Origin of the sequence: Streptomyces sp. NBC_00690 (assembly GCF_036226685.1) — a bacterium.
GTDB lineage: Bacteria > Actinomycetota > Actinomycetes > Streptomycetales > Streptomycetaceae > Streptomyces.
In genome coordinates, this window is sequence record NZ_CP109009.1 from 2452721 (window position 1) to 2474950 (window position 22230).

At 69.6% G+C, this 22230-nt stretch carries 23 protein-coding genes and 1 riboswitch; of the genes, 12 read left to right on the forward strand and 11 right to left on the reverse strand.

Features of this window, described 5'->3' with window-relative positions; translation table 11 throughout:
* Positions 1-104: 104 nt before the first annotated feature.
* From OID54_RS10830 to OID54_RS10840, 3 genes are all read right to left on the reverse strand, one after another.
* A complete protein-coding gene (locus OID54_RS10830) occupies positions 105-512 on the reverse strand; it encodes a DUF3040 domain-containing protein (protein ID WP_329017462.1) in 408 nt (135 codons plus the stop codon).
* A 249-nt stretch (positions 513-761) separates the two neighbouring features.
* On the reverse strand, positions 762-1478 hold the full coding sequence (locus OID54_RS10835; RefSeq protein ID WP_329027398.1) for a class I SAM-dependent methyltransferase: 717 nt from the start codon (positions 1476-1478) through the stop codon (positions 762-764).
* A gap of 419 nt (positions 1479-1897) precedes the next feature.
* A complete protein-coding gene (locus OID54_RS10840; RefSeq protein WP_329017464.1) occupies positions 1898-2494 on the reverse strand; it encodes an SAV_6107 family HEPN domain-containing protein in 597 nt (198 codons plus the stop codon).
* A 153-nt stretch (positions 2495-2647) separates the two neighbouring features.
* Between OID54_RS10840 and OID54_RS10845 the strand changes: the two genes are divergently transcribed.
* From OID54_RS10845 to OID54_RS10865, 5 genes are all read left to right on the forward strand, one after another.
* Complete coding sequence (locus OID54_RS10845) at positions 2648-3520, forward strand: ATP-binding cassette domain-containing protein (RefSeq protein ID WP_329017467.1); 873 nt, start codon at positions 2648-2650, stop codon at positions 3518-3520.
* Positions 3492-5576, forward strand: coding sequence for a YhgE/Pip domain-containing protein (locus tag OID54_RS10850; RefSeq protein WP_329017470.1), 2085 nt, complete (start codon positions 3492-3494; stop codon positions 5574-5576). Before OID54_RS10845 ends, OID54_RS10850 begins: the two co-directional genes overlap by 29 nt.
* Positions 5577-5636: 60 nt before the next feature.
* Positions 5637-6254, forward strand: a complete 618-nt coding sequence (locus OID54_RS10855; protein WP_329017473.1) for a TetR/AcrR family transcriptional regulator — start codon at positions 5637-5639, stop codon at positions 6252-6254.
* Positions 6255-6753: 499 nt separating this feature from the next.
* Positions 6754-7365 carry a DUF4126 domain-containing protein gene (locus OID54_RS10860; RefSeq protein WP_329017476.1) on the forward strand — a complete coding sequence of 204 codons (612 nt, stop codon included), beginning with the start codon at positions 6754-6756 and terminating at the stop codon, positions 7363-7365.
* Between the two features lie 57 nt (positions 7366-7422).
* Positions 7423-8922: a phytoene desaturase family protein gene (locus tag OID54_RS10865; RefSeq protein ID WP_329017479.1), complete on the forward strand. Its 1500-nt coding sequence runs from the start codon at positions 7423-7425 to the stop codon at positions 8920-8922.
* 21 nt (positions 8923-8943) lie between these two features.
* Here OID54_RS10865 and OID54_RS10870 read toward each other — a convergent pair whose 3' ends face one another.
* The 6 genes from OID54_RS10870 to OID54_RS10895 all read right to left on the reverse strand — a co-directional run bounded on the left by OID54_RS10870 (position 8944) and on the right by OID54_RS10895 (position 13922).
* On the reverse strand, positions 8944-9819 hold the full coding sequence (locus OID54_RS10870) for a hypothetical protein (protein WP_329017482.1): 876 nt from the start codon (positions 9817-9819) through the stop codon (positions 8944-8946).
* Between the two features lie 51 nt (positions 9820-9870).
* On the reverse strand, positions 9871-10788 hold the full coding sequence (gene metF / locus OID54_RS10875) for a methylenetetrahydrofolate reductase [NAD(P)H] (protein ID WP_329017486.1): 918 nt from the start codon (positions 10786-10788) through the stop codon (positions 9871-9873).
* 101 nt (positions 10789-10889) lie between these two features.
* Complete coding sequence (gene thiE, locus OID54_RS10880) at positions 10890-11594, reverse strand: thiamine phosphate synthase (RefSeq protein WP_329017489.1); 705 nt, start codon at positions 11592-11594, stop codon at positions 10890-10892.
* A gap of 226 nt (positions 11595-11820) precedes the next feature.
* Positions 11821-12186 carry an Rv2175c family DNA-binding protein gene (locus OID54_RS10885; RefSeq protein WP_329017492.1) on the reverse strand — a complete coding sequence of 122 codons (366 nt, stop codon included), beginning with the start codon at positions 12184-12186 and terminating at the stop codon, positions 11821-11823.
* A 121-nt stretch (positions 12187-12307) separates the two neighbouring features.
* Positions 12308-13546 (reverse strand): NAD(P)/FAD-dependent oxidoreductase, encoded by a 1239-nt coding sequence (locus OID54_RS10890; RefSeq protein ID WP_443055561.1) that lies wholly within the window; start codon positions 13544-13546, stop codon positions 12308-12310.
* Between the two features lie 28 nt (positions 13547-13574).
* Positions 13575-13922, reverse strand: a complete 348-nt coding sequence (locus tag OID54_RS10895) for a hypothetical protein (protein WP_329017495.1) — start codon at positions 13920-13922, stop codon at positions 13575-13577.
* 96 nt (positions 13923-14018) lie between these two features.
* Positions 14019-14132: riboswitch (TPP riboswitch) on the forward strand.
* A 5-nt stretch (positions 14133-14137) separates the two neighbouring features.
* On the opposite strand from OID54_RS10895, the gene thiO reads away from it, so the two are divergent.
* From thiO to OID54_RS10925, 6 genes are all read left to right on the forward strand, one after another.
* Entirely contained in the window at positions 14138-15334 is a 1197-nt protein-coding gene (thiO, locus tag OID54_RS10900) for a glycine oxidase ThiO (RefSeq protein WP_329027401.1), read from the forward strand.
* Positions 15331-15546, forward strand: coding sequence for a sulfur carrier protein ThiS (gene thiS / locus OID54_RS10905; RefSeq protein ID WP_329017498.1), 216 nt, complete (start codon positions 15331-15333; stop codon positions 15544-15546). The genes thiO and thiS overlap by 4 nt, the downstream gene beginning before the upstream one ends.
* Before the next feature lie 120 nt (positions 15547-15666).
* Positions 15667-16407 (forward strand): thiazole synthase, encoded by a 741-nt coding sequence (locus OID54_RS10910; protein WP_443055765.1) that lies wholly within the window; start codon positions 15667-15669, stop codon positions 16405-16407.
* A 215-nt stretch (positions 16408-16622) separates the two neighbouring features.
* Positions 16623-18575, forward strand: a complete 1953-nt coding sequence (gene pknB / locus OID54_RS10915; RefSeq protein WP_329017504.1) for a Stk1 family PASTA domain-containing Ser/Thr kinase — start codon at positions 16623-16625, stop codon at positions 18573-18575.
* A gap of 197 nt (positions 18576-18772) precedes the next feature.
* Complete coding sequence (locus OID54_RS10920; RefSeq protein WP_329027403.1) at positions 18773-19621, forward strand: deoxyribonuclease IV; 849 nt, start codon at positions 18773-18775, stop codon at positions 19619-19621.
* A gap of 73 nt (positions 19622-19694) precedes the next feature.
* Complete coding sequence (locus tag OID54_RS10925; RefSeq protein ID WP_443055562.1) at positions 19695-20366, forward strand: DUF4396 domain-containing protein; 672 nt, start codon at positions 19695-19697, stop codon at positions 20364-20366.
* A 94-nt stretch (positions 20367-20460) separates the two neighbouring features.
* Here OID54_RS10925 and OID54_RS10930 read toward each other — a convergent pair whose 3' ends face one another.
* Complete coding sequence (locus tag OID54_RS10930; protein ID WP_329017507.1) at positions 20461-21093, reverse strand: sulfite oxidase-like oxidoreductase; 633 nt, start codon at positions 21091-21093, stop codon at positions 20461-20463.
* A gap of 157 nt (positions 21094-21250) precedes the next feature.
* On the opposite strand from OID54_RS10930, the gene bfr reads away from it, so the two are divergent.
* On the forward strand, positions 21251-21730 hold the full coding sequence (gene bfr, locus OID54_RS10935; protein ID WP_329017510.1) for a bacterioferritin: 480 nt from the start codon (positions 21251-21253) through the stop codon (positions 21728-21730).
* Between the two features lie 95 nt (positions 21731-21825).
* On the opposite strand, the gene OID54_RS10940 is transcribed toward bfr, so the two are convergent.
* On the reverse strand, positions 21826-22068 hold the full coding sequence (locus OID54_RS10940) for a (2Fe-2S)-binding protein (RefSeq protein ID WP_329017513.1): 243 nt from the start codon (positions 22066-22068) through the stop codon (positions 21826-21828).
* Between the last annotated feature and the right edge of the window lie 162 nt (positions 22069-22230).

Below are 22230 nucleotides of genomic sequence, written 5' to 3' on the forward strand. Positions count from 1 at the left end.
CGTTCCACCGACGGAGCGGGTTCGACGGCCTGACAAGGCGGTGCTGAGGAGCAGCTGGGTCCAACAAAGCCGGCCCGGACACCGGGCCGGCGGGATCGGTTGTTTCAGTGGCCTTGCTCGTCGCGGCGGCGCTGCCACCGCTCTTCGATCCGGTCCATCACCGATTTACGCTGACGGGACTGACGGGGCTGGCGGCGAGCACCCGCTGCCGCATCCCCCAGGGTCTGCTGCTCACCCGGCTTCGGCGCTTTGCGCCATCCGGTGACCGCCAGGACCGCACAGCCCAGCATGACGAGGAACCCCACCACGCTGATCCAGATCTGCTGCGCGACCATTCCGGCCATGAGGAGCGCGATACCCACCAGGAAGCCCGCGACCGCTTGGTAGACCCGTCGCCGGGTGTACGTACGCAGCCCGCTTCCCTCAAGCGCTGTAGCGAACTTGGGATCTTCGGCGTACAGCGCTCGCTCCATCTGCTCGAGCATTCGCTGCTCGTGCTCCGAGAGCGGCACGGAGTCCTCCTAGTCGTCGGCCGCGGGGGCGACCGTTTGCGGCCCTTTCAGGATAGGCAGGGAATCGCCCCCGTGAAACCCGCCCTCTACGCCAATTCGCCAGCTTGGGCCGCCACGGCGGCTTTGGCTGTTGAGGCGTAGATTCCCCAACCTCCGATCCGTCATGCCGGATGGTGTCCTTCGATCATACGGGGAGATCGACACGATCGGGGGGTCTGTGGCGTACTCCATCTGCGGCTGAGCCCCTGATCAGGCGTGCTTCTCACCCAGGACGTGCAGCTGGGAGGCGACCGAGTGGAATGCGGAGAGCTCGGCGGCGGCCGCCTCCAGCTTGAGGAGGGCGTCCAGAGCACCCGGCTCGGTGTCCACCAGAACGCCGGGGACCAGATCCGCGAAGATCCGTACGCCGTGCACGGCACCGACCTCCACTCCGGCCTCCCCGCACAATTCGGTGAGCTGCTCGGCAGTGAATCGACGGGGCACCGGGTCGCCGTCGCCCCAACGTCCGGCGGGGTCGGTCAGCGCCTGGCGCGCCTCGGCGAAGTGGCCGGCGAGGGCGCGGGCGATGACGGCACCGCCCAGCCCTGCCACCAGCAGACTGATCGCACCCTCGGGCCGCAGGGCGTCCACCGCGTTGCGCACGCCCTCGACGGGGTCATCCACGTATTCCAGGACCCCGTGGCACAGGACGATGTCGTAGGAGCCGCGTTCCACCACGTCGAAGAGGCCGTGCACATCGCCCTGCACGCCGCGGACGCGTTCGGCGACACCGGCCTCGGCGGTGCGGCGCTCCAGCGCGAAGAGGGCGTTGGGGCTGGGGTCGACCACGGTGACCCGGTGGCCGAGCTGCGCGACCGGTACGGCGAACGAGCCGCTGCCGCCGCCGGTGTCGAGGACGTCGAGGACGTCCGTCCCGGTCGCCTTGACCCGACGGTCGAGAGCGTCCTTCAGGACTTCCCAGACCACGGAGGTGCGCAGAGAGGCCCGGGGCGGGCGCGGTGGGGTCTCCCCACGGGGGGACTGGTCCGGCACGGCAGTTGACTCCTCGAACGGGTGCCGCCCCCGGGACCGCTGCGGCGCGACGGGGCGGACGGTGTGCGATGACCTGGGCCGACGGATGTCGGGTCGGACCTGATCGATGGACGCTCGGTGGGCTTGGAACATCTCCCACCCTATTGCCTCCACCGCATGTCCCAGCGTTCCGTCTCATGTGACGGCCTGCACTGACCTCGGCCGTCGCAGGCACTCCTCTCCCGTGCGCGGGAGGACATGCTTGCTCGATCCGCGGCACCGCAACCGCTCCCGCGGCTGGCGGACCTTCTCCGCGAACCTCGCCCGGCTCGGGGAGGCACCCACAGGAGAGAGCCTGAAGATCTCATAGGACCTCAGGCTCCCCGCACCGCCTCCGCGTCCTCCTCCTGCGCCGCATCCGTCCGGCCTTCCCTCGGGAGCGGCAGGACCGGTTGGACGATCAGCATCCGCTCGACGAGCCGCAGGAACATGGCGGCGTCACGCAGGAGTCCATCGGCATCGCGGCTGCTCGCCGCACCGGCTATGCCGGCTTCGGCCCGCGCCCGACGAGCGGCGCCCGAGGCGAACAGGGTGCTCCACTCGGAGAGTTCGGGTGCGGTCTCGGGCAGCAGTTCCCAGGCGGTGCGGATGCCCGCCCGTCGACCGCGACGGGGAGCGCTCCCCGAGGCCGGTGGCCCTGCGGGGGAGCCATCGGGATGCCCCCGGGCGGCCAGTACGGCCGCCGCGGTGCGCAGGGCGGCCAGATGGGCCCTCGCATAGCGCTCGTTGGGCACATCGAGGGTGGCGGCCTCATCGAGCCCGGTGCGGGCCTGGGCCAGGAGATCGAGGGCCGCGGGCGGCGCCGTTGCGCGCCGCAGGACGGGGTGGACGTCGCTCGCGGGCCCGGCCAGTGAGGGGACAGGGCCGGTGACACGGCGCCGGTGTGCGGCGGCCGGATGACGGTTGGCCATGACGAGCCTCCTGTCGTCGTGTGACGGCTCTGTAGCCGTATGTACCCATCGTGAAGGGCGCCACTGACAATCGGCTTCGACCTGCGCTTTTGCCGTGATCAAAGGTTCGCGATAGTTTTTGAACTGACTGGTCAGTTCAAAAGAGGGGGACGTGTGGACGGACCACGCGGGGCGCACATCAGCGCCGAGGGCCTCGGGCTCAAAGGGCCGCGGGGTTGGGCGTTCCGGGGAATGGACCTCCAGGCCGAACCGGGCTCGCTCATCGCCGTCGAAGGGCCGTCCGGCTCCGGGCGGACCTGCCTCCTGCTCGCCCTCAGCGGCAGGATGCGCACCACCGAAGGCAGTGCCGAGGTCGATGGACTCCCCCTGCCGCGCAAGCTGGCCGCCGTCCGCGCGATCAGCGCCCTGGGCCATGTGCCGGGAGTCAATGAACTCGATCCGGCGCTGACCGTCGCCGAGCACCTACGCGAACGGGCCCTCATGCAGCGCCGGTTCGACGGCTCGCTGACCGAACTGACCCGGAGCCTGCTGCGCTCACGGGCCGACCGCCGCGCCGGTGCACGGCGGCGGATCGAAGAGGCGTTGAAAGTGGCGGGGCTCGACCCGGCCGTACTCCCCAAGGGGGATCGCACGGCGGTACGCGACCTGGAGCGGCTGGAGGCCCTTCGGCTGTCCGTCGCCCTGGCGTTGATCGGCCGCCCCCAACTGCTCGCGGTCGACGACACCGACCTCAAGCTCTCCGCCGCCGACCGGCGCGCCGCCTGGGCGCTGCTGCGGTCGGTCGCCGCGGACGGCACGACCGTACTGGCGGTCTCCAGTCAGGCTCCGCCGGATGCCACGACCGTACGGACCGGCGTATCGGCCGCGACCGCACCGCACTCCGACGACCCGGTTGCCGACCGGGCGGAATCCGGTGACCAGGACGACGACAGCGCCGGAACGCACGAGGGCACGGCGAGCGAGAAGAACGAACGGGACGCACAGAGGGGAACGTCGGATGCGCTCGCCGAGACTGGCCGCGCTTGAACTTAGGAGGTTCGGCAGGGGAAAGCTGCCACGTGCCGCGATCGTCGCGGTCGTCTTGCTGCCGTTGCTGTACGGGGCGCTGTACCTGTGGTCCTTCTGGGACCCCTACGCACAACTCGACCGGGTGCCCGTGGCCCTCGTCAACGAGGACGACGGTGCGACCGCACGGGGCGAGCAGATCTCGGCGGGCGACGAGATCGCGCGGGGCCTGATCGACAGCGATGTGTTCGCCTGGCACGAGGTCAGCGCCGATGAGGCACGCGAAGGCGTCGAGAACGGCGCGTACTACCTCTCCCTGACCCTGCCGAAGGACCTCAGCTCACGCATCGCGTCCAGCGAGGGCGACTCCCCCGAGACCGGCGCACTCCAGGTGCACACGAACGACGCCAACAACTACATCGTCGGGCAGATCTCCCGGACGGTGTTCGCCGAGGTCCGCACGGCTGCGTCGGCGAAGGCGTCGCGCGGCTTCCTGGACCGGATCTTCATCTCGTTCTCCGACATCCACACGGCGACCGAGGAGGCCGCCAAGGGCGCGACCGAGTTGAAGGGCGGCATCGGGGAGGCCAAGAAGGGCTCCCGTGACCTCGCGGAGGGCCTCAAGGACGCGAAGGCCAGCGCGGGAAAGCTGGCGGGCGGTCTGACCGAGCTCACCGAAGGAGCCGGCGAACTGGAGTCGGGCTCGCGGCAGCTCGCCTCCGGGACACAGACCCTCGCGGACAAAGTCAACGGGCTCGCCGACGGCGTCCGTCCCCATCTGAAGGACGACGGCAAGTCGATCGGAAAGGCGGCCCGAGTGGCCGCCGACTCCTCCCGGGCGCTGCGCGAACGGATGGAGACCATGGTGAGCGCGGCCCCGACCGCAGCCGCCACGGCGCGTACTTCGGCCGATGAACTGGCCGCGATCCACCGCGAGCGCTGTGTGGAGGCCGAGCAGCCGGATGCGGCCTGCCCCGCCCTCCAGCGGGCCAGTACCGCGGCCACGGCAGCGGCGGGTGCCGCGAAAGACGCCAACGCTTCGGTGCAGGGGAACAAGCGCGAGTTCAAGAGGTTCGACGCCAAGCTCGCCGACCTCCAGGGCGAGGCGGACGACCTCGCCCGGCGCGCCCCCGGTCTCGACGACGACCTCGACTCCGCCGTGAAGAAGGTCAACGCCCTCAACTCCGGGGCGAAGAACGTCTTCCAAGGGGCGAAGAAGCTGCATTCGGGGCTGGGCGGCGCGCAGTCCGGCTCCACCGAACTGGACTCCGGGGTCGGCAAGCTGACGAAGGGCGCCGGGAACCTGGACGGCGGACTGTTCAAGCTCGCCGATGGATCCGCGGACCTGGCCGGCGGCCTCAAGGACGGTGTCACCAAGATCCCGGACTACGACGAGCCGGACCGTGACCGCCGTACGGAGGTGATGGCCGACCCCGTACGCCTCGCGAGCACGTCCTTGAACGAGGCGCCCAACTACGGCACCGGCTTCGCTCCGTACTTCATCCCGCTCTCCCTGTGGGTGGGCGCCATGGTCGCCTACATGATCGTCTCGCCGCTCAACCGTCGGGCGCTCGCCGCGGGAGGCTCTGCCTGGCGGATCGCGCTGGCGGGGTGGCTGCCGGTGGTAGCGATCGGACTGGTACAGGTCGGCGCACTCATGTCGGTACTGCACTGGGGGCTCGGGCTGACCCTGGCCCACGCCGGCGGTACGGTCGCGTTCCTGGCGCTCACCATCGGCTGCTTCGCCTCGATCATCCAGTGGCTGAACGCCCGTTTCGGTGCCGCGGGGCGCATCCTCGTACTCGCCGTGCTGATGCTCCAGTTGACCTCTGCCGGCGGCACCTATCCCGTCCAGACCAGCCCGGCGTTCTTCAACGCCCTGCACCCCTTCTTGCCGATGACCCATGTGGTCGAGGCGCTGCGCAGGCTGATCACGGGTGGTGGGCTCGATCCGGTGTGGCAGGCCAGTGCCGTCCTGCTCGCGTTCACCGCGGGCGCGCTCGCCCTCACGGCACTGTCCGCGCGCCGCAAACAGGTGTGGACGCTGGATCGACTCCACCCCGAACTGAGCCTCTGAGGTGCCGCGAAGAGCCCGGAGCGATCCGGGAAGCGGGTCGAACCTGTGAGAATCGGCACCATGGACGCGAGGGACAGCAGCAGCACCAGACGCCGGGCGACACGGGCGAAACTGTACGAGGCGGCAGTGACACTGATAGCCGAGCAGGGTTTCTCGGCGACCACGGTGGACGAGATCGCCGAGCGCGCCGGAGTGGCCAAGGGCACGGTGTACTACAACTTCAAGAGCAAGACGGAACTCTTCGAGGAACTGCTGCGGTACGGGGTCGGGCTGCTCACCGCCTCACTCCAGTCCGCCGCCGACCGGACGGCCGAGCGCGGCGGGACGAAGGTGGCCGCGCTGGACGAGATGATCCGGGCCGGCCTGGTCTTCATCGACCGCTACCCGGCCTTCACCCAGCTGTACGTCGCCGAACTGTGGCGTACCAACAGGGCGTGGCAGTCGACCTTGCTGGTGGTGCGCCAACAGGCGGTCGCCGTGGTCGAGACGGTGCTCCGGGAGGCCGTGGACAACGGCGAGCTCAGCGCCGAGATCGACATTCCGCTCACCGCCGCCGCCCTCGTGGGGATGGTGTTGGTGGCGGCGTTGGACTGGCAGTCGTTCCAGCGGGAGCGGACGCTCGACGACGTCCACGCCGCACTCTCCCGCCTGCTGCACGGAAGGGTGAGCGGTCGCTGACCCGTCCCACCATGCCGGAGGGGCCCGTCCCGTCCGGAGCCGGAAGAAGCGTGCGTACGAAAGACACCGGCCCGGTGGCACCCGAATCTTCGAGTGTCCACCGGACCGGTGTCCCTACCGCTTCCCCCGTCGTTCCCCCGAGCTTCCCCCGTGCCCCACAGGCGCTTCCCCCGTGCCCGTGGGGCTCGTACTCCCCCGTCCCTCTCCCGTGAACCCCTTCTGATCCCCCGTGGGTCCTCGGGCTCTCCGCTCCCCCGCAGACGCGGAGAGCCCGAGGTCGTTCATCGGTGTCGGGCCGGATGTCCCGGAGGAGCCGCGCCGTTCCGCCACCCCGTGTCGGCGGTACCGGCGCTGGCCCCTCCTGCGTGATCACCACTCTTCCCTCCGCAGCATGACGGCCCATCCGTACGGATACTCAAGTCGACGACTAGGTACCAGTACTCACCGCTGCGCATCCGACCCCAGCGCCGAGCGGCGGTCCCTGGATACGATCGCGTCCGTGTCCGTACTCCCCCTTGTGTTCACGAGCGGCTGGGCCAGCGGGATCAACGCCTACGCCGTGGTCCTGCTCCTCGGCATCTTCGGCGCCACCGGACTCACCGACGAAGTACCCGAATCGCTCCAGCGCACCGATGTGCTGATCGCCGCGGGGGTGCTGTTCCTCTGTGAGGCCGTGGCGGACAAGATTCCGTACGTCGACTCGGTGTGGGACACGGCCCACACCGTGATCCGCCCGATCGCCGGGGCGGTCGTAGCAGCGCTGTTGGCCGGTGAGAGCGGCTCGCTCCCGGAACTGGCGGCCGGCGCGGTGGGCGGTTCCACCGCCCTGATGAGCCATCTGGTCAAGGCGGGCACCCGGATGGCGGTCAACACCTCCCCCGAGCCGTTCAGCAATGTCGCCTTGAGCGTGACGGAGGACCTCGGCGTCGCCGGGATCATCACGTTCGCCATGTTCAATCCCGTGGCGGCTGCCGTCATCGCGGGAGTGCTGCTGGTACTGGGCCTCGTCACGGTCGTCCTGCTCGCCAGCAGGATCCGGCGCTTCCTTCGACGCAGAGCCCAGCGCCGCGAGGAGAAACGTCTGGCGGCGGGCGGCAGACCCTCGGGGTGAGCTGCCGGTCCGGCACACCTGGCGGCGGTGTCAGTGGCGGTCGATAGAGTCGGCGGCATGGCACGGATTGCAGTGATCGGCTCGGGAATGGGTGCCATGGCGGCTGCTGCGCGGCTCGCCGTGGCGGGCCATCGGGTGACGGTGTTCGAGCGCTCGGAGACCTACGGCGGAGTCGTGGGATCCGTTCGGCGTGACGGGTTCGTCTTCGACACCGGCCCTGGCCTGCTGCACCTACCGGCCGTGTGGCGGGACCTGTTCGTCAAAACCGGCAAGGAACCACTGGAGCAGTGCGTCGATCTGGTGCAGACCGACCCGGCGAGTCGTCATCTGTTCGCCGACGGTAGCGATGTCTCCCTGCCCAACGCGTCCAGGGCCGGCATCGTCTCCGCGCTGGAGGGGGCGCTGGGTTCGGGGGCGGGTGAGCGGTGGGGCGCGTTCCTCGGGCGGGCCCGGGAGGCTTGGGACCGCTCGCGCCGGCCACTGCTGGAGGAGCCGCTGCGGTCGGACCGGCAGTCGTTGGAGCGCGATCCGTATCCCGCGGTGCGCCGGCGCAGACTGCTGCGCTCCCGCCAGGCCGGCACGGTCGCCGAAGTGGGCGCCTGGGAGCTGGACGATCCCCGGCTGGCAGCCCTCTTCGACGCGTACGCCCTCTCCTACGGCCTCGACCCGCGCAGCGCCCCGGCGGGCGCAGCCCTGCTGCCGTACATGGAGCAGACCTTCGGCAGCTGGTATGTGACAGGGGGGCTGCGGGAGTTGGCCCGCGCGGTGTACGAGCGGTGTGTCGCCCGCAGGGTCGAGTTCGTCTTCGGCGCCGAGGTCGCATCGATCGTCGAGCAGGACGGCCGGGCCGCCGGGGTCGCCCTGGTCGACGGGACCGTTGCAGAGGCGGACTGGGTGGTCGCGGGTGTCGGGAACGCCCGGGACCTGCTCGACCGCCCGCTCCAGCAGGACGACGAGATGTCCGCACAGCCGGTGAACCAGCCCGCCGCGGTGCAGCCGGGTAGGTTCACGGTTCTGCTGGCGCTGCGGGGCGCCCGATCGTCGACCGCCCACCGGACGGTGGTGCACTCTCCCGACACGGAAGCGGAGGCGGCTGCCGTCTTCAGCGGCCGGGCCGCCGAACACCCCACGGTCACGGTGCTGCGCCCCGACGATCCGCTGACCCGGCCGGACGCCGAGCACGAGGCGATCACCGTGAGCGCCACGGTCGCGCGACAGGGCGAGCGGCTCGACTGGTCCGACAAGGCATTGCGCGAGCGCTATGCGGAGCTGCTGATCGACACGGCGGGGCGAGCGACCGGCGGGGCGCGGGAGCTGCGCGAAAGACTGCTGTGGCACGAGGTCCTGACACCGGTCGAGACGGGTGTGTTGACCGCGCCCGCGCTGGCCGGGGCGCAGGGGCGTTGGTTGCACCCGGGGAACAGCACGCTGCTGCCCGGGCTCCTGCTGGTGGGGGGTCATGCCCATCCGGGCGGCGGGCTGGCGCATGTGGGGATGTCGGGAGCGCTCGTCGCCGGTCTGATCGTCGAGGGAGCGGACTTCCGCGGTTCCCAGTGACCGCGAGCGAGACGAACAGCCTCAGTAGCGGTACTGCTGGTCGTTCTGGCCGGAGTCGTAGCCGTACTGCGCGGGTTCCTCGTGCGGCTGCTCATCGGTGTCGCGCTGCTGCGGGACCCACACGCCTCCCGGAGGGGTGTCCGAGTGCGGCTGCTGGGCGTAGTACGGGTCCGTCGCGTACGGCTGCTCGTTGCCGAAGCTGTCGTAGCTCTCGTAGGTGCCGTACTGCTGTCCGCCGACGTACGGGTCCGAGTAGGCCGCGTACTGCTGCTGCCCGGTGCCGTAGTCGTACTGCCCGGCCGGGTTCTCCTGCTCGGCGGGCTGCTGCTGGGCGTAGTACGGGTCGAAAGCGCTGGCGTATGCGTCCGTGTGGGCATCGGCGCCCTGGGGATCGCCTGCGGTCGGGCTCTGGTGCTGTTCGTCGTCCTGGCGGGCGTTCAGGGCGTCGTAGGCCGCATCGCTGTAGACGCCGTACTGACCGGTCTCGTCGGGCAGGGGCAGCGGCTCGTATATGGCCTGGGGCCCCACGGTGGTCTCCATGGCGGCGAACGCCTGCGCGTTCTCCTCGATCGGGGACACCTCAAGGGCCGGCTCGCGCGGCCCGTCGCCGCTACCCGCCCGACGGCGACGGCTCGCCCCCGGACCGCCGCCGATGGCCCAGCCGGTGGAGAAGCCCTTGCGGAAGGAGAGCGTCACACAGGTCTGGCCGATGGCGAAGGCGATGGCACCGAGACCGATGACGGCAACGGATGACATCAGTACGCCGATGACCACTCCGAGGAAGCCGCCGAAGGCCAACAGCCGCCAGCGCAGCCGCGCCTTGTACTGCAGCAGGACCTCGCCGAGCAACCACAGCGCGACGACACCGAAAGCGATATAGAGGACCGTCCAGCCCATGCCCGCCCCTCTCCTTCGGCCGCCGCCCCGGCTCAGGACGGGTACGGCCGGTCACGACTGCACGTGCAGTCCGAGATTCTCGTAGATTTCGAGCGTCGCAGTCGAGTTGTTGAGCGTGATGAAGTGCAGACCGGGGACACCCTCGGAAAGCAACTCTGCGCAGAACTCCGTTGCGAACTCGATACCCATGGAGCGTACAGCGGTGGGATCGTCCTTGACGGAGTGGATGCGATCTTTCAGCTCGGACGGGAATGCGGCATTGCTGAGCTGAGCAAATCGTTCGAGCTGCTTGACGCTCGTGACCGGCATGATCTCGGGAATGATGGGGGTGTCACAGCCTGCCGCGCTGACCCGGTCGCGCAGGCGCAGATAGTCCTGCGGCTGCCAGAACATCTGGGTGATCGCATAGTCCGCCCCGGCCCGGCACTTGGCGATGAAGTGGCGGATGTCCGTGTCCCAGTCCTGGGAGCGCGGATGCATCTCGGGGAAGGCGGCAACGCCGACGCAGAAGTCCCCCGACTCCTTGATCAGCTGGACCAAATCGGCCGCGTACTCGACGCCTTCGGGGTGCTTGATCCACTCCGCGGTCGGGTCGCCGGGCGGGTCGCCGCGGACCGCGAGGATGTTGCGGATACCGGCGTCCGCGTACTGGCCGATCATGTTGCGCAGTTCCGCGATGGAGTGGTTGACCGCGGTCAGGTGGGCCACCGGAGTCAGCGTGGTGTCGGAGGCGATCTGCTCGGTCGCCCGCACCGTCCCGGAGCGGGTGGAGCCGCCCGCGCCGTAGGTCACCGAGACGAAGCTGGGAGCCACCGCCTCGATCCTGCGCAGCGCGTTCCAGAGGTTGCGCTCGCCCTTTTCGGTCTTTGGCGCCCAGAACTCGAAGGAGTAGGAGGTCTTGCCTGTGGCGAGCAGTTCGCGCACTGTCAGTGCGCGATCCGTCCTGGTCGATGAGGTTCCGAGGGCCATGCTCGCAGGCTAGCGGGGGCCAGGAAGGCATCCCAACCGGAGTCCATCTATCGGACACACACTGTCCGTAATCGGGCGGTGGAGATCGATATCGGCTGCGCTCAGTGACCGCGCGCCACGATCCGTGCCCTGAGTGCTGCTGCGGCGGCGGCCGGGTCGGTGGCCTCGGTGACGGCCCGGACGACGACCACCCGCCGTGCACCGGCGTCCAGCACCTCGTCGAGGTTCCCCGCGTCGATGCCGCCGATGGCGAACCAGGGGCGTTCGGTGTTGAGGGCGGCCGTGTGTCGGACCAGGTCGAGGCCGGGAGCGTGGCGCCCCGGCTTGGTGGGGGTGGGCCAGCACGGTCCGGTGCAGAAGTAGTCCACGCCGGGCTCCACGGCCGCGGCGGTGGCTTCGGCGGCGGAGTGGGTGGAACGCCCGACCAGGGGGGCGGCGCCGATGATGGCGCGGGCCGCGGGTACGGGCAGGTCGCCCTGGCCCAGATGGAGCACGTCCGAGCTGATGGCGTGGGCCACGTCGGCGCGGTCGTTCACCGCGAGGAGCTTGCCGTGCCTGCGGCAGGCGTCCGCGAAGATCCGGAGGTGCTCCAACTCCTCCGCTGCCTCCATGCCCTTGTCCCGCAGTTGCACGATGTCCACCCCGCCGGAGAGGACCGCGTCGAGGAAGTCGGGGAGGTCCCCCTGCCGTGTCCTGGCGTCGGTGCACAGATAGAGCCGGGCACCGGCCAGGGCGCTGCGCAGCTGCTCGGCGTCCGCCACCGCCCGTGTGGACGGTTCGGACGACGGCGCGTGAGTCGCGGACATGCTGATCCCCCCGGAGTTGCTCGGCGGTGTGCGACCGGACCGTGACACGGTCAATTGGCCGCACACCGCTGGTGCTGTGTCGTTCGCGATGGCGCGACCCGGGCGGGGTGGACCACCGTGTGTGGAGAGGCGGCGGCGAACTCCGCGGCCTCCCATGAATGACGGGATGTGTCAGACGCGGCCCGAGGACCGTCCCGTGATCCCTGCGGGCGCTCGACGACAACCCTTAGACGGCGAGTGCCTGCGCTCTGCGCTTCACCTCCGTGCCGCGGTTCTCGCTGAGCGCCTGGGCGGGGGTGCCCGGCAGAGACGGGTCGGGAGTGAAGAGCCACTCCAGCATCTCCGCGTCGCTGAAGCCGTCGTCCCTCAGCAGGGTCAGGGTTCCGGCGAGCCCCTTCACCACCTTGTCTTCGCTGATGAAGGCGGCGGGGACATGGAGCGCCCTGTTCTCCCCGCGGCGCACCGCGATCAGCTGGCCCTCCTTGACCAACTGCCTCACACGGGTCACCTCGACTCCGAGCTTCTCCGCGATGTCGGGGAGGTTGAGCCAGTCAGGCACAAGGGCATCGATCTTTGCGTCAATCTCGGTCACGGGACAAGCCTGCCATCTGGGACTGTCAGCCGGTAGCCGGGCCCCGGTCGTCGAGGGTTGCCATCCGGGGATGTGTGAGGGGAATCGCTGGTCAGCGGCCTGGCAGAACGCCCATTTCGATTTACTGGGAAGCGGCCTTCAGGGGGATGGACGGGTCGGCGGCACGCTCGACGACCAAGGGTGCGCCGCTCTGGATGAGCTTGCGCCCCTGCGCCAGGTCGCGGGGTCGGCCCACGGCGAGCAGGGCGACCAACGCCCCTCGACGCAGCCAGAGCACCGACCAGCCCGTCTCATCCGCGCCCTCCGCGTTATCGGGGTGGCCCCGCCACACCGTCGTGTCCGCAGCCGCGTGGTCGCCGGCGTACTGCACGAACCTGCCGAACTGCTCGGACCAGAAGTACGGCACGGGGTCGTAGGTCTGCGGTGGGGTGCCCGACCCGTCGGCGATCACGTTGGACGCGACCGTTCGGGGTCCCTGGAGTGCGTTGTCCCAGTGGTGGACGAGCAGTCGTCTGCCGTAGCGCGCCGAAGGGAAGGACGCGCAGTCGCCCACGGCGTACACGGACGGCAGGGAGGTGCGCAGGTGCTCGTCGGCGACGACGGCGCCGTCCGTGCCGATCTCGATGCCCGAGTCGGACAGCCAGGAGGTGGCGGGCCGGGCCCCGATGCCGACGACGACGGCCCCGGCCGGAATGCGCCGACCGTCCGCGAGCAGTACCGAGCCGTCCTCGATTCCGGCGACCCGAGCGCCGGTGAGCAATTGCACTCCGCTCTGGCCGTACCAGGCCGCCATCGGAGCTGCGACCTCGGCGGGCAGTGCACCGACCAGCGGGAGGTCCGCGGCCTCGACCACGGTGACCGCACAACCAGCCGCCCGGGCCGCCGTGGCGAACTCGGCCCCGATCCACCCCGCGCCGACGACCACGATGTCGTGCTGCCGGTCGAGTACGGGCCGTAGTCGGGCCGCGTCGTCGAGCGTGCGCAGCAGATGGACGCCGGGGACGCCCTCGGTGCCCGGCAGTTCGATCGGTTCGGCCCCGGTGGCGATGACCAGGGTGTCGTAGGGGACGGGCCCCGCCTCGGTGTCCAGTTCCTTCGCGGCGGCGCGCACTCCGGTGACGTCGACGCCCAGGCGGAGTTCGATGTCCAGTGCCTCGAAGTCGACCTCGAAGGCGGAGTCCTCCGCCTTGCCGAGCAGTACGGCCTTGGAGAGGGGCGGTCGGTCGTACGGCTGGTGGGGTTCGGCTCCGATCAGGGTGATGGGGCCGGTGAAGCCCTGCTCCCGCAGTGCAACGGCGGTCTGCACCCCCGCCATGCCCGCGCCGACGACCGTCACTCGCTGCCTCTGCTGCTCGCTCACGCCTCCACCCTAAACAGCTGACGTAGCGTCAGGTGAGTGGGGCGACCTCTTCGACCACGCTCGTGCCGTGGCCCTCCTGCGATTCCCACTCCCAGGTCTCGTCCAACCGGATCCGCCCATCGGCCAACTCGACGACCGAGGAGACGCAGTGGCCCGATGAGGTGGTCCCGTCGATCTTGAGCTGGACATAGCGGAAGTCGATCCGATCGCCCTCGCGGGTCCCGACCAGGAAGCCCTGGGCCACGTCGCCGCCCTCGTACTCGGCCCAGATCCGGCCGTCCCGCTCGTGGTAGGCGAACCGGGTGCTGGTGCCCACCTGGCCGGGTGCCTGATCCGCGACCGGGGCGGCGACGAGCCCGTCCAGTGACCTTGGCATGCTCCGTGCTCCCTCGTTCATGGGCCCACTCGATCGGACCGGGGTGCACGGCCGACACTTAACGCGAGTTGGGGCCGGGGGTTAGGGTGGCCACCGTAAAGCACTCGCGGGAGCCCGGACGCACCGGGCTGAGAGGGAGGCTGACCGGCCTCCGACCGTACGAACCTGATCCGGGTCATGCCGGCGAAGGGAGGAGCCGGGCCACCGTGCCGTACATTCCCCGCACCCGCGCCACAGCGCAGGGCGCACACGAACCGTCCCGGGGCGTCGACGTCCTCGTCATCGGGGGCGGAATCATCGGCCTGGCGACAGCCTGGCGGACCGCCCAGCACGGCCTGAGCGTCGCCGTCGTCGATCCGACGCCGGGCGGCGGTGCGGCCCAGGTCGCCGCGGGCATGCTCGCCGCCGTCACCGAACTCCACTACGGCGAACAGGCACTGCTCGCCCTCAATCTGGAATCCGCCCGCCGCTACCCCGACTTCTCCGCCGAACTGGAGGAGTGCACCGGGCAGGAGGTCGGCTACCGACCCTGCGGCACCCTGGCGGTCGCCCTCGACAGCGACGACCGGGCCCATCTGCGGGAGCTCCACGCCCTGCAACAGCGCTCCGGGCTGGAATCGCAGTGGCTGTCGGGCCGCGAATGCCGACGCCTCGAACCGATGCTCGCCCCGGGCGTACGCGGCGGACTGCGAGTGGACGGCGACCACCAGGTCGACCCACGGCGGCTCACCTCCGCGCTGGTCACCGCCTGCGAACGAGCCGGGGTGGTCTTCCACCACCATTGGGCACAGGCCCTCACCGTTCACGGCGACCGGGCGGTGGGCGTCCGGCTCGCGGACGGTCGAGAGCTCCACGCCGAGCAGATCGTGCTTGCGGGCGGCAGCTACAGCAGGGACCTGGAGGGCGTGCCGCCGCACGTCCTGCCGCCGGTACGACCGGTCAAGGGGCAGATTCTGCGGCTGACCGTGCCCGCCGCCTTCGCACCCTTCCTGTCCCGGACCGTCCGGGCGGTGGTGCGGGGCGGCTCCATCTATCTGGTGCCCCGACAGGATGGCGAACTGGTCGTCGGCGCAACCAGCGAAGAGTTGGGATGGGACACCACGGTCACCGCGGGAGGCGTCTACGAACTGCTGCGGGACGCCCATGAACTGGTGCCCGGCATCACCGAACTCCCCCTGGTCGAGACCCGGGCCGGGCTGCGCCCCGGCACCCCGGACAACGCCCCCCTGTTGGGCCCGACCGCACTGCCCGGCCTGCTGGTCGCCACCGGGCACTACCGCAACGGTGTCCTGCTCACCCCCCTCACCGCCGATGTGATGGCCTCGGCCCTCGTCTGCGGCGTCCTGCCCGACGAGGCGCTCCCCTTCGCCCCGCACCGCTTCTCCCCCCTCGCCCAGGAGCACTCCGCATGAACACTCGGCCCGTGGCGGTGTCCATCAACGGTGAGCGGCACGAGGTGACCGCCGGAACCACCCTGGACACCCTGGTCGCCCAGCTCACCGCCGCTCCGACGGGCGTCGCGGCGGCGGTGAACGAGACGGTCGTGCCCCGCAGCCGCTGGGGACTGACCCGGCTCGACGACGGAGACCGTGTCGAAGTCCTCACCGCCGTCCAGGGAGGCTGACCCATGACCACGCCCGCCTCCCCCGCCTCCTCCGCCTCCACAGACCCAGAGACCGCTGGAGTCACCGGCTCGGACGATCCGCTCACCATCGCGGACATCTCCTTCGCCTCCCGACTGATCATGGGTACGGGTGGGGCGCCCAGCCTCGACACCCTGGAACGCGCCCTCGTGGCCAGCGGCACCGAACTCACCACGGTGGCGATGCGCCGCCTCGATCCCACCGTGCAGGGCTCCGTGCTCTCGGTCCTCCACAAACTGGGCATCCGCGTCCTGCCCAACACGGCAGGCTGCTTCACCGCGGGCGAGGCCGTACTGACCGCGCGGCTCGCCCGGGAGGCCCTGGGCACCGACTGGATCAAGCTGGAGGTGGTCGCCGACGAGCGGACCCTGCTGCCCGATCCGGTCGAACTGCTGGATGCGGCGGAGACCCTGGTCGACGACGGTTTCACCGTGCTTCCCTACACGAACGACGATCCGATCCTGGCCCGGAAGCTGGAGGACGCGGGGTGTGCCGCGGTGATGCCCCTCGGGTCGCCGATCGGCTCCGGGCTGGGCATTCGCAATCCGCACAACTTCCAGTTGATCACCGAGCGGGCGCAGGTGCCCGTGATCCTCGACGCGGGCGCTGGCACCGCGTCGGACGCCGCCTTCGCCATGGAACTGGGGTGTGCCGCCGTGATGCTCGCCTCCGCCGTCACCCGGGCCCAGGAGCCCGTGCTGATGGCACGGGCGATGCGGCACGCCGTGGCAGCCGGCCGCCTCGCCGCGCGCGCCGGGCGTATCCCCCGCCGGCACTTCGCCCTGGCCTCGTCACCGGAGACCGGCAGGGCCGATTTCGACCCGGAGCGCCCGGCGTTCTAGACCGGAACACCTCGCTCCAGCAGCACCCGTACGGCCGCGCGGGGGACGGGCCGGCAGACCCGCCGAGCGGGCGTCCCGCCGCGGTACGAAGGCCCCCGCCAGCCCGCCCCGCCCGGGTAAGCGCAGGCCCGTAGGCATGTGCGGGCTGTCACAGCTCTGCTGCGGTACGGCCGCGACCAGATCAGGGTGTCCGTACCGGCTCGTAGAATCGCTCCGTGGACACGACCCTCCAGGACCCCCTCGTCGGGCAGCTGCTCGACGGCCGCTACCGCGTCGACGCGCGCATCGCCGTCGGGGGTATGGCCACGGTCTACCGGGCCGTCGACACCCGTCTCGACCGCGAGCTTGCCCTCAAGGTCATGCACCCCGCCCTCGCCACGGACGTCACCTTCGTCGAGCGCTTCATCCGTGAGGCCAAGTCGGTTGCGCGGCTCGCCCACCCCAATGTGGTCGCGGTCTTCGACCAGGGCGCCGAGGGTGCCTATGTCTATCTGGCGATGGAGTACGTCGCCGGCTGCACCCTTCGCGACGTACTGCGGGAACGGGGCGCGCTCCAGCCGAGGGCCGCGCTCGACATCCTCGAAGCCGTGCTCGCGGCCCTGGGCGCAGCGCACCGCGCCGGGTTCGTCCACCGCGATATCAAGCCGGAGAACGTCCTCATCGGCGACGACGGCCGGGTGAAGGTGGCCGACTTCGGACTGGTGCGCGCCGTGGGCTCGGTCACCAACACCACCGGCACGGTCCTCGGCACGGTCTCCTACCTCGCCCCCGAGCAGATCGAGGACGGCACGTCCGACACCCGCACCGATGTGTACGCCTGCGGGGTCGTGCTCTACGAGATGCTCACCGGCGCCAAACCGTACGGTGGCCAGACACCGGCGCACGTCCTCTACCAGCATCTGCACGAGGACGTTCAGCCGCCGTCCGCGCTGGCGCCCGGGCTCGCGACGGAACTGGACGCGCTGGTGGCGAGCGCCACGGCCCGCAACCCCGATGCACGCCCCGACGACGCGGTGGCGCTGCTGGCCCGGGCGCGTCGCACCAGGGCCGGGCTCAGCGACGAGCAACTCGATCTGATGCCGCCCCGGGCGTCGGCCGTCGATGCCAGCAGGGGCCCTTCCGGCCGGGAGCCATCCGCCGATCGCACGGGCTCCCAGGAGCGTACGGACGTGATCAGCCGGGCCCTGCCCGCTCCGGAGTCCGGGGTCAGCCATACGGCTCGATTGGTGCTGCCGCCGATCGCACCGGACCGCACCCGGGTGCGCCGCCGGCCGGCCCTGCCCCGACGCGGCATCCTCGCCGCCCTCACGGCCCTGCTGCTGGTCCTCGGTGTGGGTGCCGGCGTCTGGTACATCAACTCCGGGCAGTTCACCCGCGTCCCCGCCCTCATCGGCAAGACCGAGAAGGAGGCCCGGCAAGACCTCAAGAACTCGGGCCTCGATGTGCGCGATGTACGCAAGGAGTTCAGCGAGACGGTCGAACGTGGGGCCGTCATCAGCAGCGATCCGGCCACGCACGAGCGCATCCGCGGCAATGGGTCGGTCACGCTCATCGTCTCGCGCGGCCCTGAGATCGTCCGGGTGCCCGACCTCAGGGGCGAATCGCTCGACGACGCGGAGCGGGCGCTGCGGGACGTCGGGCTGGCGCCCGGGGTGGTCACCAAGGCGTTCAGCCAGGAGATCCCGCAGGGCGCGGTCATCCGCACGGATCCGGGTGCGGGGACGGGCCGCAGCCCGGACTCCGCGGTGGCGATCGTCGTCAGCAAGGGAGCCCCGATCACGGTGCCCGATGTCACCGGGCGGCCGGTGCAGGAGGCGACGAGCGTGCTGGAGGGTGCCGGCTTCGAGGTCGAGGTGGCCACGGAGCGGGTGTTCGCGCCCGGGGCGGCCGGGACGGTGGCACGGCAGTCCGCGCCTGCGGGCACCCGGCTCGCCAGCGGTGACACCTTGACGCTGACGGTGTCCAAGGGGCCGCGGATGGTCACGGTTCCCGATGTGGTGGGTCAGAGTGCCGGCGAGGCCAAGGACGCACTGGAGGCCGCCGGCTTCCAGGTGAAGACCGAGAAGAGCTTCCCGTACCTCGGTGACACGGTGGAGAGCCAGTCACCCGGTGGTGGCGACGAGGCGCCCGAGGGCAGCACCATCACCATCAAGATCAAGGGTCTGTGATCGCCGTGTCCCGGTGAGCCGCCGCGCCTCGACTGCTGGCCGTCGACGACAAACCCTGCCTCGATGCTGATGTCGATACCGCGTGCCGCATACCGCGTGCCGTCGCAGGGTTCCCGTCGATCGCGAACGTGCCCGCCACCCCCCGTCCCACTTGCCCCACCCGTCTCCCGGTGAGAACAGCGAGAATCGAGAACCGCATGCGCAACCCCGTCGGCGGCCATGTCCCCGTGGCGGGAGGTCTCGCGACCATCGGCCTCGGCTACGCCCGTGAGTTGAAGGCCGAGGCCGTCCAGGTCTTCGTGGCCAATCCACGCGGCTGGGCGACCCCGTCGGGGAACCCCGCACAGGACGAGCAGTTCCGTGCCGGGTGCGCCGAGGCCGGACTGACGGCCTGGGTCCACGCTCCCTATCTGATCAACTTCGGGTCGCACACCGAGGCGACCGCCGAGAAGTCGGTGGAATCGCTGCGGCACTCCTTGCGCCGGGGACGGGAGATCGGCGCACAGGGCGTCGTCGTCCACACCGGTTCGGCGACCGGGGGCCGTACTCGTGAGGTGGCGTTGGCCCAGGCGAGGGAGTTGATGCTGCCGCTGCTGGATGAGCTGACCCATGACGACGATCCGTTTCTGCTGCTGGAGTCCACCGCCGGGCAGGGCTTCTCGCTCTGTTCGCGAGCGGAGGACTTCGGCCCCTACTTCGAAGCCCTGGACGCCCATCCCAAGCTCGGCATCTGCTTGGACACCTGTCACATCCATGCCGCGGGCCACGATCTCGCGGACCCGCTCGGGGTGCAGCGGACGCTCGACCTCCTGGTGAAGACGGTGGGTGAAGGGCGGCTGAAACTGATTCACGCCAATGACTCCCAGGAGGCTGCCGGTGCGCGCAAGGACCGGCACGCGAACATCGGCGCCGGTCACATCGGGGTGGAGGCGTTCCGGGAGTTGCTGCGCCATCCCGCGACCGACGGCGTGCCGCTGGTCATCGAGACGCCCGGGGGGCCACAGGGGCACGCGGCCGATGTGGAGCGGTTGAAGAGCCTTCGCTGATGACGAATACCCTATAGGGGTATAGGGTTTCCGTCGTTGACCGGAACCGCACACCTGACTTTGGGGATCCCTCATGCAGCACGACGCTCACGCCCATCGGGCGGGTCATGACCGGAGCGCGGACGGCACGAGCCACCAGCACACAGAGCACGCCCACCCAGAGCACGCCGGACACGCCCAGCGCTCAGAGCCCGATCCTCCAGAGCACGTCGAGCACTCAGTGCACACCGGGCACTCGCAGCCCGAGCACACACCTGGCAGGGCGGATCACAGCGGCCACGACAGCCACACCGGGCATGCGACTGAGGGCGGCGTCAGTTGGTCCATGGCCGCCCGGGCGACCCTCCACTGCCTCATAGGCTGCGCCATCGGCGAAGTGCTGGGCATGGTGATCGGCACGGCCCTCGGCTGGCACAACGTTCCGACGATGGCGCTCGCGATCTTCCTGGCCTTCATCTTCGGCTACTCATTCACCATGATCACGATTCTGCGCGCCGGCCTGAGCTTCAAGGCCGCGGTCAAGGTCGCCCTGGCCGCCGACACGCTCTCCATCCTGGTCATGGAGATCACGGACAACAGCGTGCTCGCCCTCTGGCCCGGAGCCATGCACGCCCAACTGTCCGATGGCTTGTTCTGGTACGCACTGGCGATCGCCTTCGCGGTCGCCTTCCTGGTCACCACCCCGGTGAACAAGTGGCTGATCGGCCGGGGCAAGGGCCATGCCGTCATGCATCAGTTCCACTGACGCGAGCAGCACCGCACGACGAAGGGCCCGGCATCCGCCGGGCCCCTTGTCATATTTCAAGACAACACATACGGGCCGCTTCGACACGTGTCACTTACAACTCTGGACCGTCCCCGGGCTCCTCTTGGTAGGAGTACCGCTGCTCCTCCCAGGGGTCGCCCAGATTGTGATAGCCGCGCTCTTCCCAGAACCCGCGACGATCCGCCGTCATGTACTCCACGCCTCGGACCCATTTAGGACCCTTCCAGGCATAGAGATGGGGAACCACCAGTCGAAGCGGAAACCCATGCTCCGCCGTGAGCAGTTCGCCGTCCTTGTGCGTGGCGAAAATCGCTCGCTCGGCCATGAAGTCGGAGAGCCGCATATTTGCACTGAAGCCGTACTCGGCCCAGACCATGACATGCGTGACATCGTCGGCGGGTGGCGCGAGTTCAACGATGGTCCGGGCGGCCACACCGCCCCATTCGGCCCCCAGCATGCTGAACTTCGTCACGCAGTGAAGATCGGCCACCACCGTGGAGAACGGCAGTGCGGAGAACTCCTCATGGTTCCAGCAGTGCTTGTCCCCGTCGGCCGTCGCCCCGAAAACCCTGAATTCCCAACGGTCCGGCTTGAATTTGGGGACCGGGCCGTAGTGGGTGACTGGCCAACCGCGCTGGACTCGCTGTCCCGGTGGAAGCGTGGACTCCTCTGCTGCGCGGTAATCCCGGCTCTCCGGCTGACCCATGCGTTCCATGGTGACAGACCGGGAGGGGTGGTCATGACCAGGTCTGGCCCGATTCGGGCAACTCCTACTAAGGAGGCACTTACTGGACGGCTCACTACGGCAATGCAAGGATGCGCGAACCTGCCCCCGAGCCACACACGTGGAAGGAGCTTCTGCGATGCAGGGCGACCCCGAGGTCATCGAGTTTCTCAATGAGCAGCTTACGGCCGAGCTGACGGCGATCAACCAGTACTTCCTCCACGCGAAGATGCAAGAGAACTTCGGCTGGACGAAGCTTGCCAAGTACACCCGGGCTGAGTCGTTCGATGAGATGAAGCATGCAGAGGTGCTGACCGACCGCATCCTCTTCCTCGACGGCCTTCCGAACTACCAGCGACTGTTCCATGTGCGGATCGGTCAGACGGTGACCGAGATGTTCCAGGCCGACCGACAGGTCGAGGTCGAGGCGATCGACCGTCTCAAGCGCGGCATCGACGTCATGCGCGCCAAGGGCGATGTGACGTCGGCGAACATCTTCGAGTCGATCCTTGAGGACGAGGAACACCACATCGACTATCTCGACACCCAGTTGGAACTGGTCGAGAAGTTGGGCGAACCGCTGTACATCGCCCAGCTCATCGAGCAGCCGGAGAGCTGAGCACTCTCCATCGAGACGCATGCTCGGGCCATGGGCCTGGGCGGGTGCTTGGGACGGACCGGTGGATGACCATCGTCGGATCGTCGGGCATCGCGTCAGGCGGCTTCGTTCAGCTCCGATACGACGCTCAGGGCCGGCTGGCCCTGGTCGAGCAGCTCACGCCGCGGGCAGTTGCCCCGGCCGAGGATCGACTGGATGCGTCGCACACAGGACCCGCAGTCGGTGCCGGCTTTGCAGGCGGACGCTATTTGGCGCGGAGTGTGGGCGCCGGCGTCAGCGTGTTCCTTCACCTGCTTCTCGGTGATGCCGAAGCACGAGCAGACGTACACGCGGGTCACCTCCCCGACGGGCCGATGGGTCTAGGGCGTGCCTTTTCCGATTGATCGTCCCGATTGATCGGTGAGGCAAACCTAACCTTACCCGCCTTGGGGGTGGCTGAAAACAGTGTGGGGCACGTATCACATGGATACGTGCCCCACACCTCTGTCAAAGCCCGCTGA

Coding starts and splice junctions, on each gene's coding strand:
- OID54_RS10840 (WP_329017464.1), bottom strand. CDS start 2,494: ATGGCCAACCGTCATCCGGCCGCCGCACACCGGCGCCGTGTCACCGGC.
- OID54_RS10850 (WP_329017470.1), top strand. CDS start 3,492: ATGCGCTCGCCGAGACTGGCCGCGCTTGAACTTAGGAGGTTCGGCAGG.
- OID54_RS10855 (WP_329017473.1), top strand. CDS start 5,637: ATGGACGCGAGGGACAGCAGCAGCACCAGACGCCGGGCGACACGGGCG.
- OID54_RS10865 (WP_329017479.1), top strand. CDS start 7,423: ATGGCACGGATTGCAGTGATCGGCTCGGGAATGGGTGCCATGGCGGCT.
- OID54_RS10870 (WP_329017482.1), bottom strand. CDS start 9,819: ATGGGCTGGACGGTCCTCTATATCGCTTTCGGTGTCGTCGCGCTGTGG.
- metF (WP_329017486.1), bottom strand. CDS start 10,788: ATGGCCCTCGGAACCTCATCGACCAGGACGGATCGCGCACTGACAGTG.
- thiE (WP_329017489.1), bottom strand. CDS start 11,594: ATGTCCGCGACTCACGCGCCGTCGTCCGAACCGTCCACACGGGCGGTG.
- OID54_RS10895 (WP_329017495.1), bottom strand. CDS start 13,922: ATGCCAAGGTCACTGGACGGGCTCGTCGCCGCCCCGGTCGCGGATCAG.
- thiS (WP_329017498.1), top strand. CDS start 15,331: ATGAACACTCGGCCCGTGGCGGTGTCCATCAACGGTGAGCGGCACGAG.
- OID54_RS10910 (WP_443055765.1), top strand. CDS start 15,667: ATGGGTACGGGTGGGGCGCCCAGCCTCGACACCCTGGAACGCGCCCTC.
- OID54_RS10920 (WP_329027403.1), top strand. CDS start 18,773: ATGCGCAACCCCGTCGGCGGCCATGTCCCCGTGGCGGGAGGTCTCGCG.
- OID54_RS10925 (WP_443055562.1), top strand. CDS start 19,695: ATGCAGCACGACGCTCACGCCCATCGGGCGGGTCATGACCGGAGCGCG.
- OID54_RS10930 (WP_329017507.1), bottom strand. CDS start 21,093: ATGGGTCAGCCGGAGAGCCGGGATTACCGCGCAGCAGAGGAGTCCACG.
- bfr (WP_329017510.1), top strand. CDS start 21,251: ATGCAGGGCGACCCCGAGGTCATCGAGTTTCTCAATGAGCAGCTTACG.